Genomic DNA, 13,275 nt, shown 5'->3' with positions numbered 1-13,275 from the left:
TTCTGCTCGCGCGATGGGGTGTGATGACAGGCGGGTGGGGCCCGTCGCCGGACGAGCCGGGCGGTCGGGCCGTCCGGCGGCTCCTAGAACTGCCTGAGGAAGCGCATGTCGCCCGTCATGAGCATGCGTAGGTCGGGCAGGTCGTAACGAAGCGCCGCGACGCGCTCCACGCCGATGCCGAAGGCAAAGCCCGTGTACGTCTCGGGATCGATGCCCACATACGTAAAGACGTTGGGATCGACCATGCCGCAGCCCAGTATCTCGAGCCAGCCCGTGCCCTTGCAGAAGCGGCAGCCGGCGCCGCCGCAGACGCCGCACGACACGTCCACCTCGCAGCTTGGCTCCGTGAAGGGGAAGAAGTGCGGGCGGTAGCGCGTGGCGCGGTCCTTGCCGAAGATCTCGCGACAGAAGTGGTCGAGCGTGCCCTTGAGGTCGCCGAAGGTGATGCCCTTGTCCACCACGAGGCCCTCCACCTGAGTGAACTGGGGAAGGTGATTGGCGTCGGCCGTGTCGGGCCTGAAGACGGTGCCCGGGCAAATCATGTAGATGGGGGGCTCCTTCTCCTCCATCACATGCACCTGGACGCCCGAGGTCTGGGTGCGCAGCAGCACGTCGGACTCGCCGAGGACCGAGACGCCCTTGCCCTCGGGCGCGTTGTCCGCCACGTAGAAGGTGTCCTTGGCCGATCGGCTGGGATGGTCCTCCGGGGCGTTGAGCGCCGTGAAGTTGTAGTAGGCGGTCTCGACGTAGGGGCCATCCTCGACGGTGTATCCCAGGTCGCAGAAGATGTCCTCGATCTCCTCGCGAATCTGCGAGATGAGGTGCTGGGTGCCCAGCGACAGGCGCCTCCCGGGCAGCGTGACGTCAACCTCCTCGGCGGCGATCTTGGCCGCGAGCGCCTCCTGGGACAGCTCCTCCTTGCGCATCGCGATGGCGCGCTCCACGTTGGCGCGCACGGTGTTGGCGAGCCGGCCCATGGCGGGACGCTCCTCCTTGGGCACCGACCCCATGGAGCGCATGATGGCCGTGAGCGAGCCCTTCTTGCCCAGGGAGCCCACGCGCACCTGATCGAGCTCGGCCAGGGTCCGCGCCGCGCGGAGCCTCTTCCCCACCTGTTCCTGAATGGCCCTCAGGTCGTCGGACAATGCCATACCCAAACCCCTCTCGTCAAAAAAACGCCCCTGAGCACATGCCCAAGGACGGATGATCCGCGGTACCACCTTGCTTGTCGCGGGCGTTGTCTCTCGCGCGCGACCACTCGTTGCGCCCCGTGTCGTGGGGCGGCCGGCTCGCCTACTGGGCGACGGGCGCCGCGGTCGTGCCCGTGTCCGGGCAGCTGCCTGCGCGTCTCGCCGTTAAGCTCGCGGCTGCTGGAGTGAACTCCTGTCGCCGACCCGCGCGGGCGCCTCTCAGCCGGTGGGCGCCCTCTCTTGTTCGCAGGTCACGCGACGACAGAACCTCTCCGTCATTGCCTTGGGTCATGGTAGCACACGCGACGCCCGTCCGCGCCGACATCACGACGTCACGCGTGCAGGTATGGCGTCTCCCCCGCCGCCAGGGCCTCGATCATCTGGACCGCCGCCTCGTCCTCGCAGCGACCCAGATGGTACGTCGCCGCCTCCCAGGCGTCAGGCGCGGCACCCTCCACCGCAAAGGACACGGGCACATACGAAAGCATCGAGACGTCGTTGCCGCCGTCACCGAAGACGGCCACCTGACCGACGTCGATGCCCAGATGGTGGCAGAGGACGTCGATGGCCGGACCCTTGCCCCATCCGTTCGTGAGGATGTTGAGCCAGCCGGGCTGCGGAACGTCAAAGTCAAGCGTCGGCACGAGGTCGTGCAGGCGCCCCGCAAGGTCGTGCATCTGTGCGAGCGTCCCGTCAAAGAAGACGTTGGCCTTGACGATCTCGCAGGCAGGCACGGCGTCCGCGACGACGGCGCGCGAGCCATATGAGGGGAAGCAGGCCGTAAGGTCGTCGAGGCTTCCCTGCACCAGGACGGGCGTCTGGTCGTCGAAGCACACGAGACCGGTGCCGTCCATCGTCGCGAGGACCTTCGCCAGCCGGCCAAGCACACCATGGTCCAGGGTCTCGACATGAATGCGCTCGCCGTCCAGGTAGACTTCCATGCCGTTGGAGGCAAGCGCGTCGGCGCAGCAGGACTCGTCGCCCCTGAGCAGCGGGGGCAGCCACTTGTGGCCCCTGCCGCTGGCGGGGCCTATGTGGATGCCGGCATCCATGGCGGCGTGGAAGGCAGCCACGCACCTCTCGCTCACCTCGGGCTGGCCGTAGGGCAGGATCGTGCCGTCGATGTCCGTCAGTATGAGCTTGATGTCATGCGCCATGGCCGCCTCCGGGTTCTCGTGCCGCCGCGTCGTGTGCGGGGCCCCGTTTGAGTATAGGAAATCTTGTGCGCGGAGGGTGGGCGAGGCCGTGGGCCACGCCCAGGGTCATGTGGGGACGACGATCCTGCCGCACGCGAGCGCGGAGCACCCGCAAGAACGCGGCGTCGGCGAGCGCGGGCGCGGCGGCACTGCGCGAACACGACACCGGCAGGCGCGAGCGCGGCGGCACTGCGCGAACACGACATATATAACAGAATCGACCCGATTTAGGCCGCATTCTGTTACGTCCGTCGTGTTCTGGCTAAGAGGCGAGGCCAAAGGTACCGATCGGCGAAAACGGCGGCGCTGGGAGCAGCGGCCGACGCCGCACGTAGGCTAGCGCCCCAGGCCAAGCAGACGCCTCACGCCCATGGTCACAAGCAGCAGCACAACGGCCAAAAGGACGATGGTGCCACCAGGCTTCAGGCCGGCATAGTACGAGACGACCAGCCCGCCCGTGGTGGTGACGAACCCGACGGCGCTCGAGATGATGCAGGTCTGCCTCCAGCTCCGTGCCAGCTGGAGGGCACAGGCCACCGGCACCACCATCATCGACGACACGATGAGCGAGCCCACCGTGCGGGACGCCACGGCGACCACGAGGGCGACGACGAGCACGAAGGCGACGTTTGCCGCGCCCACGGGAACGCCCAGCGTGCGAGCCTGTCGCTCGTCAAAGGACATCAGGAAGAGCTCGCGGCGGGCAAGAAGGCAGAATGCCGTCGCCAGGACGCTCACGACGACGATGCCCACGGTCTCTCCCTGGCTCACCGTGAGGATGCTGCCAAACATGAAGCTGCTGAAGTTGGCGGCGTTGGGCACGAACCCCGAGAGGACGCCCGCCAGGCCGATGCCCGTGGCCATGACGATGGCAACCGCCAGCTCGGACTGCTCGCGAAAGCGCCGACGCAGGCCCTCGATGCACAGGGCGCCGGCCAGGCAGGCCACCACGGCCCCGGCGACGGGACTGACGCCCGCGACAAGGCCGCCCGCCACTCCCGCGAGCGAGGTGTGCGAGAGCGCGTCACCGATCATCGAGAGGCGCCTGAGCACCACGGTCACGCCCACGAGAGGAATGACGACCCCCAAAAGCGCGCCCACCAGAAGACTGCGCTGCATGAAGACGTACTCAAGCACGATGTCCCCCGTTCCGTCCCGCCTCGGTGACGACCCCGGGCAGGTCGGGCGCGCATGCAACGTCACCAGCACGGCCGCCGTCTGCGCCCGCCTCGCCGCCCGCGCGGCCGCCGTCCACATGTATCACGCGCGCCCCCAGAAGCGGCAGAGCCTCAAGGTCATGCGTCACGAGGAGAATCGCCATGCCCCTCTCACGATGGGCGGCGCCCAGCAGATCGTAGAACGTCTGCCTGCTCTCGGCGTCGAGCCCGTTGGTGGGCTCGTCAAGCACCAGGAGGCAGGGGTCGCCCACGAGCGCGCAGGCCAGGCGCACGCGCTGAAGCTGCCCGCCCGAGAGCTCGCTGACGAGGCGTCGGCCAAAGTCCTGCATGCGCACGAGTCTGAGCGCCTCGGCGGAGCGCTCCAGGCGCTCGCGACGACGCAGACGCCTCCCGCTTGCGTATTGGCTGGCGTCCACCAGCTCGCTCACGTTAGCGGGAAAGCGCGACACCGCCTCGCCGGGCAGCTGCGGCACGTAGCCCACGCGCTCCCAGTCCTGGAAGCGCGTGGGGTTCTCGCCAAAGAGCCTCACGATGCCGGCGTCGGGGGCAAGCTCCCCCACCACCAGGCGGGCGATGGTTGACTTGCCGGCTCCGTTGTCACCCACCAAGGCGCAGATTTCGCCCGCGTCCACGCGCACGTCCACGCCCTTGAGCACCTCGGTGCCCCTATACGAGAAGCGCACCTGGCTCAGCAGCGCCGGCGTGCCGTCGGCGTCGTGGGCATGCCCCCGTCGTTGGTCCTCTGACGGACGTCTCATCTTAAGAAAGCGCCTTCGTGAGCTCGTCGAGGTTGGACCTCATGACCGAGAAGTAATCGTCGCCTGCGGCAAGCTCCTCGTCAGACAGGCCCTCAAGCGGGTTGAGCACCTCCACCTTGGCGCCCGTGGCGTCGGCGATGGACTGGGCCACCTTGGGGCTCACGAGCTCCTCGGAGAAGATGGTCTTGACGCCGTGGGCCTTGACGAAGTCCACGATCTTGGCCATGGCCTGGGCGTCGGGCTCGGCGTCCGCCTCGATGCCCTCGATGGGCATCTGAGTCAGGCCAAAGTCATGGCAGAGATAGCCGAAGGCCTCGTGACTCACCACGATGGACTTGTTGGGCAGGGGGTCCAGACCGCTCCTGAACTCTTCGTCGAGGGCGTCCAGCTTTGCCGCCCACGTCTCGTAGTTGGCGTCGTAGGTGGACGCTCCGTCAGGATCGACGGCGACGAGCCCGTCGCGAATGTTGGACATCTCCTGCTTTGCGACGCGAGGCGAGAGCCAGCAGTGCGGGTCGGTGTCCGAGACCTTGCTCGGGTCGCCGCCGGAGCTCTGCTCTTCCTCCTGCTCCTCCTTCAGGGCGTCGGCGGAGAGCTTCAGGAGGTCGGCGCCCTTGCTGGCCTCGACGGCCTTGGGGACGTCGCCGCCCAGGCTGGCGAGCGTGTCATCGACCCAGTGCTCCATGCCCGCGCCGTTATACACAAGGAGCTTAGCCTCGCCCAGCGTGCGCATGTCGGCCGTCGAGGGCTCCCACTCGTGGGGTTCCGTGCCGGCGGGGACGAGGCAGGTCACGTCCACGCGGTCGCCGCCGATCTTGGAGGCAAAGTCATACATGGGGTAGAAGCTCGCCGCGACCTTGATCTTGGTGGCGGAGCCAGCGGCGTCGGGGCCCGTCGATGGCGCAGCCCCCTGCGAGGCGCAACCGGCAAGCAGCGTGCCTGTGGAAAGGGCGGTAAGGCCCAGGAAGCCACGGCGGGTCATGAAGGGCGAGCGGTCGAGCTGTGACAAGATGGAAGACAAGGTGACTCCTAACCAAAGGGGACGTATCGTTTCTGCCTCGGCCGACGTCGGTGGGACGGCGGCCTCGCGTGCCGGCGGCGCAATCTCACGCGTCGGCGGCCGCCCTACCTGCGGGCGGCCTCGGCGCAGACGTCGCAGTAGCCGTATAAGACCGTGCGCGACTGCTCGATGGCAAAGCCGTGCTCGCTCCTGACGTGCGACACCAGACGCAGCAGCATGTCGCAATCAAGGGGAAAGACCTTTCCGCAGCTCAAGCACACCATCTGTCCCTCGTCAGGGCGAGATGGGTCGATGAGCCGGTATCGTGACTCTCCCCCGCCAGGCGCGACGACCTTGGCGACAGACCCCGACGCGACCAGGGACTCAAGGGCTCTGTAGGTGGTCGTGCGCCCCACCGTCGAACCCTCCCCCCGCATGAGGCCAAAGAGCTCATCGACGCTCAGGTAGCGGTCTGCGTGGGACTCGATGAAGCCCATGACCTCCTGGCGCTGACGCGTGTTATAGGTTCGCCTCTTTGACGTTCTCTCCGGCATGCGTTGATCGCTTCTCCTTGGTGCCGTGGGCCGCTCATGCGGTCTTCGACACAATCAAAATCGGAATCTGTTTTCATATTACGTTGAGATGAGGGAATTGCAAGTCTTGGGAATCATTCACAAAGAAGACACGTCGGGGAGAAGGGCGCAACGCGGCGCGGCGGGCGATGGGCAGGCGGTGGCACGGGAGGCGAGGGAAGACAGCCCGGCTTATCCTCAAAGGACCACTGCGGAGCCAGGTCGAGCCTTCTAGCAAGGCCGAGGTCGATGCTCCGGATTCCAATACGTTTAAGAGCACGTCCGTCGAGTTCCAATACGTTTGAGAGCACGTCCGACGAGTTCCAATACGTTTGAGGATGGATCGGGAGAATACTAATAAGTTTGAGAATAAAAGGCGATTCTTACCTGGGCAAATGCAGCGTCAATTTCGCAAACTTATAACTGTATCGACCAGGCGCTCTCAAACGTATAGGAGAGTGGCCCGAGAGCTCTCAAACGTATAGGTGTGAGGTCCAGCGACTCTCAAACGTATAGGAGAGTGGCCCGAGAACTCTCAAACGTATAGGCGTGCACTGCCGCCACTCTCAAACCAATAGCTGCGAGAGTCGCAAGGGCTGCAAAGGCCGTAAGAGTCGCCAGCGCCGTGGACCGCCGCCCGCCCCAAGCGCAACGTTTGGATGTTTTACGCGACGCCCCCGCCCATGAAGGCGGGAAGCCCATCCGTCTCTGCCGCCTGGGCGATGTCTTCGAGGGCGGCGGCGACGGCATCCTCCTCTGAGGGCCCAATGTGCCAGCGGGCAGCCTGGGCGACCACGTCAGCCGCGTTGGCGACCGCCACGGAGTTGGGCACCGCCTCTATCATGGAAAGGTCGTTCTCGGAGTCACCAAAGGTGGCAACCTCGTCCAAGCCGATGCCCAGCTCAGCTGCCATCCAGCGAACGGCGGCTCCCTTGTCCCACCCCGCAGGGCTGATGTCGATGAAGGGAGCCACAAGACTCGGAAACACAAACCCCAGCTCGGGCAGCTCCTGACGCAACAGGTCGCGAATCTGGGCCATCTCGTCGCGGTCGCAGGCGCAGTGGACGTTGCTCTTGAGCCAGCTTGTGCCACCGACAGCGGAGACAACCGTCGCCTCCTTGCCCGCACCGTCCATAAGCTCATCCACCAGCGCGCCGCGACGCCGCGTGACAAAGACGGGCGCGCTGTTGCCATACACGTCGTACGTGGCAAGAAGAGCGGGCGCCTCCCTTCCGTCCAAGAGGTCCGCCACCTCCTGCAGAAGCGCGGACTCCAGGGACTCCTCGTGCACGACCTCGCCGTCAATGCGCACCACCTGCCCATTGGCAAAGGCGCCCGTGGCAAAGCAGCGCCCCTCGTCGGCAAACATCCATCCCATGGCGTCAGGCACGCGCCCCGACACCGGCCCAAAATGGATGCCCTTGTCAAGCAGGGACCCGATGGCCGCAATCGCCCGGACGCTGGCGCTGGGGGCGCCGTAGGGAATGAGGGTGTCGTCAAGGTCGGTCAGCGCAAGTTTGATCATGATGCTCATTCTCTGGTGGAGGGGTTTGTCTCCCCCAGTCTAGCGTCCCTGCGAGCTGTCCGGCACAACGGCACAAAGAAGCTATGCGACGACAAGCTCCGCAGCCCGGCCCTCAAGCTCGGCCGCGACAACTCCCCGGGGGTCGCCGTCCATGACAACGAGCTCAAAGCTATCAAGCCCCCCAAAGGAAATGAGCCCCCGTGCGCCCACCTTGCTGGCATCCATGAGACAGACTCTCTGCCGTGCCGCTCCCAGGAAGGCGGCCTTGAGCTCGGCCATGCTCTGGTAGTCGGTCATGAGGCCGCGCCCGGGCAGAAAGGAGCCGGGACAAACGAAGGCCTTGTCGGCATGGAGCCTCGCGAGCGCAGCCAGGGCTATGGGGCCCGTCGTGTAGCGGTGGGCCTTTCTCAACAGCCCGCCTAACAGGATGACGTCGCAGCTTGGCATGGAGCTGTCAATGAAGTTGGCAATGGTGAGGTCGCAGGTCACAATCGTGAGCCCCGCATGCAGCGAGAGCGCACGCACCAGCTCAAGCGTGGTTGTGCCCGAGTCAACCAGCAGGGTCTCCCCATCCTGGACCAGGCTGGCGGCACGACGGGCTATGAGGCGCTTTGCCTCAACTTGCACGCCCAGGCGCCTTTCCTGCACCGAGACGGTCAGCCGGCGGGAGAGCGACACCGCCCCGCCATGCGTGCGCTTGAGCTTGCCGTCGCGCTCCAGGGCCTTGAGGTCGCCGCGGATTGTCACGGGAGACACGCCAAAGTCCGCCGCCAACTGCTGCACGCGTACGGATGACTCACGCTCAACCAGCTGAAACAGGGCGGCACGGCGCTCCTCAAGCCCCATCTCCCTCTCCATGGGAACTCCTTTTGTGGTGGTTGTGTGATGGGGCAAAGAGCCTTGGTGAAGCTGATTGACTTATGGTTGCTTTCGTTTTTTGAAGACCCTCACTGCATGAGTATTGCCTGCTGGTGGCAATCTATCAGAATGTGTTTTACCAGCATCACTTGCTTTCGTATTATATTACTTTCATTCTTCGCAAGTAAAACCATAAATCGTAAGCTCCCCTACCATAAGGATGACATCAGGCGTCGGGGCCAGAGCCCCCTCACGAAGGGAGACCAGCATGTTGGTGACAACGCACGAGATGCTCAAGCGCGCGCAGGAGGGCCACTACGCAGTTGGCGCGTTCAACGTGGAGAGCCTTGAGTTTGTGATGGCCATCGCCAAGGCGGCCGAGGCCAAGAAGTCCCCCGTCATCATGCAGACGACCCCGGGCACCGTCAAGTACGCGAGCCTTGAGTACCTTGCCGCAATGGTGCGCACGGCCGCCGAGAGCGTGAGCGTGCCCGTGGCGCTGCACCTTGACCACGGTGACGGCTTTGACCGTTGCATGCAGGCCATTCGCGCGGGCTACACATCGGTCATGATTGACGGCAGCCACGATTCCTTTGAGGACAACATGGCCCTCACCGAGTCGGTCACCAAGGTTGCCCGTGCCATCAAGCTGCCCGTGGAGGCGGAGCTTGGCAAGGTGGGCGGCAAGGAGGACGACGGTCCCGCCGTCGAGGGCGAGAACCCCTACACCGACCCCGACCAGGCGGAGGAGTTCATTGAGCGCACCCATGCCAGCTCCCTGGCCGTTGGCGTGGGCACCGCGCACGGCGTGTACAAGGGCACGCCTCACATCGAGCAGGACGTCCTCAAGGCCATCCGCAGCCGCATTGACGTTCCGCTCGTGCTTCACGGCACTTCGGGCGTCCCCGATGACCAGGTTGCGCAGGCCATCGAGAACGGCATCTGCAAGGTAAACTACGCCACCGAGCTCCGCCAGGCCTTCATGGGCGGCTTCATGGCATACATGGCCGAGAACCCCAGCTGCTTTGACCCTAAGAAGCCCTGCGTTCCCGGTATGGAGCGCATCCAGGCCGTGGTTGAGAGCCACATGGACAACCTGGGATCTACGGGCAAGGCGTAGAGACAGGGTGCAGGGAAGCCTCTCTGCCAGACGGGGGCGAGACGACCGACGCGTCTCGCCCCCCATCTGTTGGCCTGAGGCAATCGGGGCTGGCATGTGGCGGGAAGGCATGCGAAGGTTTCGGTGGCCATCCGCTACGAAGCAACGTCACGGTAATCCGTCAGTACTTCTACAATCCTTTGATAGGCCTCCGCAGGGGATTGGGCAAATCGGATTGACGAGAGGTCAAGCTGACTGTTACCGAGCCTGATGATCTCTTGAAATAGTCCTAGGTAAGCCTCGCCGTCCTTTGTCTGGGAAAAGAAGAACATGAGGTGGACGGGCTCATCGATATCATCAAACCGAATGCCTTCGGGACAAATCAGCAAGCTGATGCCGTCTTTTTCTACGCCATCGTCACTGCCTGCGTGTGCGAGGGCTATGCCCTGGTTCACCACAATATAGCTCCCATATTCCTCGACATTGGAAATAGCCTTTTCGACATATGAGCGATGCACGTACCCGTCGTTTAGGAGCTGTTCGGAAGCAAACAGGATTGCTTTTTTCCACGAAATAGGTCCGCTCTCCAGTCGTACCCCCTCACACGTGAGCAATTCGAGCAGCGGGGAGGTCTCGATGGTTCTGTTTTCAATCGTTTCCAGTTGGGAAGTCACCTCTCCAACTGCCCTATTTAAAGCGAGTATCGTGGGGACCTTGGCGTAGGGAACCCTTAGGCGAAAAAACCGCTCACAGCACCCTGATCACAAAGCGATGCTCCCGCGTCTGGTGGGGCGCCAAGGTCTGCACGCCGCGCTTGTGCTCAAACACGTTGTCCTCGTCCATGCAGGTGGAAAGGCCCGTCCAGGGCTCAAGCGCCACAAAGGGGCCATCGTTGGTGCTGGACCATACCAGAAGGTTGTCAAAGCCCCCAAACTCAAGCTCAAGACCCAGGCCTGACTGTGCAGAACGCAGGCGCACCCTGCGCGAACGCAGGCTGTCCAAAACGATGGCATCGTGCCTAAAGAGATCGTGCGACAGGGGCAGCACGCGTGTTTTCCTGAGCACGGGCGTGCGACGGTCCATGTCCATGAGGCCCGTCGCCACATCCGGAGTGGGCGCATCGCAGCACTCCTCAAGCTCAAACTCAAGGAAGTAGTCCCCAAAGCCCTCGCCCTTGGCAAGCGGGCAGTTGAAGCCGGGGTGTCCGCCCACAAAGTAGGGCATGTCCTCGTTGGAGCTGTTTGTGACGCTGATCGTTGAGGTCACGCTGCGCCCCACTACCCGGTAGGTGGCACGCAGCCAAAAGTCGTACGGAAACGCCGAGCGACTCTCGTCGTCAGACGCCAACTCATAACTCACCTCGTTTGCGGTAGCGCCCACCTGGTGCCACAGGCGCTTGCGCACGATGCCATGGCGGGGCATGCGGGTGGTCTTTCCCATCCCAACCGTTGCCGCACCATCCCTGAGGCTGCCGCAAATGGGAAACAAAATGGGGGCGGTGCCACCCCAAAACACAGGATCGCCCTGCCACAGGTACTCAACGCCTGCGGCATCTCTTATGGAGGAGAGCTCCCCACCGCGGCTGGTGGTCGTTACGCTTAGCTCGCGTGAGGCAATGGAGCAGCTGTCGACCGCCTCGTTTGCCGTGGGCGCCCCACTTGTCGCGGCTGCCTCGTTTGCCGTGTCCATCTGGTCCACCTTCCTGTCTACATCTCGCTAAGGGCCACCCTGCCAAGCAGGTCGTCGCGCACGGCGGCGTCAAACTCGCCCGTGTGGGGCGAAAGTGCGGCCGCGCTGGCGGTGGCCACGGCAAAGGCGAGCGCCTTGGCACTCGGGAGCCGCCGCTCAAGCGCCACGGCAAAGGCGGCAACCATGGAGTCTCCGCAGCCCACGGTGTTGACGGCCTCAACCTTGGGAGGGGCTGCCTTGAAGCTTCCCTCATCGCAGACCAGCAGCGCCCCCTCGCCTCCCAGGGAGATGACCACGTTTGCCACGCCCCGGCCATAAAGCTCCCGCGCGCAGGCGACGACGTCTTCTATCGACTGCGCCCTGACGCCGCAAAGCGCCTCGATCTCGTCCTTGTTTGGCTTGATCATGGTGGGGCCGGCCTCTAGCCCGCAGGCAAGCGCCTCGCCGGAGGAGTCAAGGATGACCAGCTTGTGCTCATTTTTGCAGAGCGTGACGAGCCGCTGGTAGGTGTCTGTGCCCACGCCGGCAGGGAGGCTCCCCGATATGGCAACGACGTCAGATTCGGCGATGATGCGCGGAAAGTCGGCTAGGTAGGCATCAAGCTCCTCGGCAAGGACGGCACTTCCCGGCTCAAGAAACTCAGTTGAGCCAAAACGTGGGTCTAGGATGTTGATGCAGCTGCGCGTCTCACCCGCAATGTGGCCAAAATCGCAGCTTATGCCATCCTTCTTGGCCAAGGACTCAAGGTAGCTGCCGTTATAGCCTCCCACCAGCCCCGTGGCCTGGACCTTGGCGCCGCAAAGCTTGGCAACGCGCGCCACGTTAAGCCCCTTGCCGCCGGCGCTGTTATGAATTGCGGCAACGCGCATGACCGTGCCGCCCTCTATGGCGTCGGTCATGTGGTAGGCCTTGTCAATGGACGCGTTGAGCGTGACCGTCGTGATCATGGGTCCCCCTTCAAATGGGTGGCCCGGCCCACCAAAGGTGCGACCGGGCCCGTATCATTCCTGCGCGCACCCCGTTTCTGGGAGCGCTACCTTGTATAGACGCTCTCGCCGCTTACCACAGTCTTGAGTACCGTAAGGTCGTGGTCAAGCACAACGTAGTCTGCGTCATAGCCCGGGCGGATAAAGCCGCAGACGTCATCGATCCCGTTGGCCATGGCTGGGTTCTCGGTGGCCATGCGGATGGCCTCCTCCGCCGTTGCCAGGCCCCAGCCAACGACATTTTGCACGGCCTTGTCCAGGGTGAGAATCGAGCCCGCCAGGCTTCCGCCATCCTTGAGGGTGGCCGCGCCGTTGGCAACGGTAACGGGAAACTCTCCCAGCGCGTAGTCCCCATCGGGCATTCCGCCCGCGCACATGCAGTCGGTGATGAGGACGACGTGATCTTTGCCCTTGGCGTCCATGAGGGCCTTGATGGCAATGGGGTGCAGGTGATGGCCGTCGCAGATGGCCTCGGCGTACGTTCCATGGGACGTCATGGCGCCGCCCACCATGCCGGGCTCGCGATGGTGCAGGGGGCTCATGCCATTGTAGGTGTGGATAAACACGTCCGCGCCAGCGTTGACGCATGCGATTGCCTGGTCGTACGTCGCATCGCTGTGGGCAAGCGCCACGTGCACGCCCTCGGCGCTCACCTGGGCCGAAAACAGCGCCGCACCCTCCCTCTCGGACGCTATGGCCACCTTGTCGATGAGCCCGTGGGCGCTTTGCTGCCAGTCGTTGAAGACCTCAAGCCGAGGGTCCAGGAAATAGGCGGGGTTCTGTGCCCCCTTGTGCCTCTCGGTGAAGAACGGCCCCTCCAAGAAGATGCCGCGCACATGGGCGCCAGAGAACTCGTCCAGATGGTCCGCGACCGAGACGCAGGCATCCCTGGTCTGATCGACGCTCGCGGTGAGCGTGGTTGGCGTCCATGAGGTCACGCCATACTTGACGAGCCCCTGGCATATGGCGGCGACGCCGGCGGGGTCACAGTCCATGACGTCATGGCCAAGAAAGCCATGAATGTGCGTGTCAACAAAGCCGGGAGCCACCCAGGCGTCCCCGCAGTCAACGATCTCGCAGGCGGGCTCGTCCGCCGAGAAGAACCCAAACTGACCGTCACGCACACTCAGATACCCCGGTCCCGTTGGGGCTCCCGGGAGGAAGAAGCGTGCTGCCTTGATTGCATACGACTCCATGGGCCGACTCCATTCTTGCTGCACAGCT

The 13,275-nt window shown here is 64.2% G+C and carries 13 protein-coding genes; 1 reads left to right on the top strand and 12 read right to left on the bottom strand.

What is annotated here, in order from left to right; all coding sequences use genetic code 11:
* Positions 1-83: 83 nt before the first annotated feature.
* The 8 genes from pheS to BN3001_RS07725 all read right to left on the bottom strand — a co-directional run bounded on the left by pheS (position 84) and on the right by BN3001_RS07725 (position 8,277).
* Complete coding sequence (pheS, locus tag BN3001_RS07760; protein WP_058271173.1) at positions 84-1,151, bottom strand: phenylalanine--tRNA ligase subunit alpha; 1,068 nt, start codon at positions 1,149-1,151, stop codon at positions 84-86.
* A 371-nt stretch (positions 1,152-1,522) separates the two neighbouring features.
* Complete coding sequence (locus BN3001_RS07755) at positions 1,523-2,347, bottom strand: HAD family hydrolase (protein WP_058271172.1); 825 nt, start codon at positions 2,345-2,347, stop codon at positions 1,523-1,525.
* Positions 2,348-2,722: 375 nt separating this feature from the next.
* On the bottom strand, positions 2,723-3,523 hold the full coding sequence (locus BN3001_RS07750; RefSeq protein WP_058271171.1) for a metal ABC transporter permease: 801 nt from the start codon (positions 3,521-3,523) through the stop codon (positions 2,723-2,725).
* Positions 3,516-4,322: a metal ABC transporter ATP-binding protein gene (locus BN3001_RS07745; protein WP_082630059.1), complete on the bottom strand. Its 807-nt coding sequence runs from the start codon at positions 4,320-4,322 to the stop codon at positions 3,516-3,518. Before BN3001_RS07745 ends, BN3001_RS07750 begins: the two co-directional genes overlap by 8 nt.
* A gap of 1 nt (position 4,323) precedes the next feature.
* Positions 4,324-5,343: a metal ABC transporter substrate-binding protein gene (locus BN3001_RS07740; RefSeq protein ID WP_235815081.1), complete on the bottom strand. Its 1,020-nt coding sequence runs from the start codon at positions 5,341-5,343 to the stop codon at positions 4,324-4,326.
* 104 nt (positions 5,344-5,447) lie between these two features.
* Positions 5,448-5,876: a Fur family transcriptional regulator gene (locus tag BN3001_RS07735; RefSeq protein WP_058271170.1), complete on the bottom strand. Its 429-nt coding sequence runs from the start codon at positions 5,874-5,876 to the stop codon at positions 5,448-5,450.
* 682 nt (positions 5,877-6,558) lie between these two features.
* Positions 6,559-7,419 (bottom strand): HAD-IIB family hydrolase, encoded by an 861-nt coding sequence (locus BN3001_RS07730; RefSeq protein ID WP_058271169.1) that lies wholly within the window; start codon positions 7,417-7,419, stop codon positions 6,559-6,561.
* A gap of 81 nt (positions 7,420-7,500) precedes the next feature.
* Positions 7,501-8,277: a DeoR/GlpR family DNA-binding transcription regulator gene (locus BN3001_RS07725; RefSeq protein WP_058271168.1), complete on the bottom strand. Its 777-nt coding sequence runs from the start codon at positions 8,275-8,277 to the stop codon at positions 7,501-7,503.
* 268 nt (positions 8,278-8,545) lie between these two features.
* Between BN3001_RS07725 and BN3001_RS07720 the strand changes: the two genes are divergently transcribed.
* The gene (locus BN3001_RS07720; RefSeq protein WP_058271167.1) at positions 8,546-9,397 is read left to right on the top strand and encodes a class II fructose-bisphosphate aldolase; all 852 of its coding nucleotides are present in this window, start codon (positions 8,546-8,548) and stop codon (positions 9,395-9,397) included.
* Between the two features lie 134 nt (positions 9,398-9,531).
* Here BN3001_RS07720 and BN3001_RS07715 read toward each other — a convergent pair whose 3' ends face one another.
* From BN3001_RS07715 to nagA, 4 genes are all read right to left on the bottom strand, one after another.
* Entirely contained in the window at positions 9,532-10,050 is a 519-nt protein-coding gene (locus BN3001_RS07715; protein WP_058271166.1) for a PTS sugar transporter subunit IIA, read from the bottom strand.
* A gap of 73 nt (positions 10,051-10,123) precedes the next feature.
* Positions 10,124-11,065 (bottom strand): aldose 1-epimerase family protein, encoded by a 942-nt coding sequence (locus tag BN3001_RS07710; protein ID WP_082630056.1) that lies wholly within the window; start codon positions 11,063-11,065, stop codon positions 10,124-10,126.
* Between the two features lie 17 nt (positions 11,066-11,082).
* Complete coding sequence (gene pfkB / locus BN3001_RS07705) at positions 11,083-12,012, bottom strand: 1-phosphofructokinase (protein WP_058271164.1); 930 nt, start codon at positions 12,010-12,012, stop codon at positions 11,083-11,085.
* Between the two features lie 86 nt (positions 12,013-12,098).
* A complete protein-coding gene (gene nagA / locus BN3001_RS07700) occupies positions 12,099-13,247 on the bottom strand; it encodes an N-acetylglucosamine-6-phosphate deacetylase (protein ID WP_058271163.1) in 1,149 nt (382 codons plus the stop codon).
* Positions 13,248-13,275: the final 28 nt, after the last annotated feature.

It is taken from the genome of Olsenella massiliensis (assembly GCF_001457795.1).
In the GTDB taxonomy this organism is placed as follows: domain Bacteria; phylum Actinomycetota; class Coriobacteriia; order Coriobacteriales; family Atopobiaceae; genus Olsenella_F; species Olsenella_F massiliensis.
Note: the sequence above shows the minus strand (reverse complement) of the source record. Positions and strands in the feature narration are given on the sequence as shown.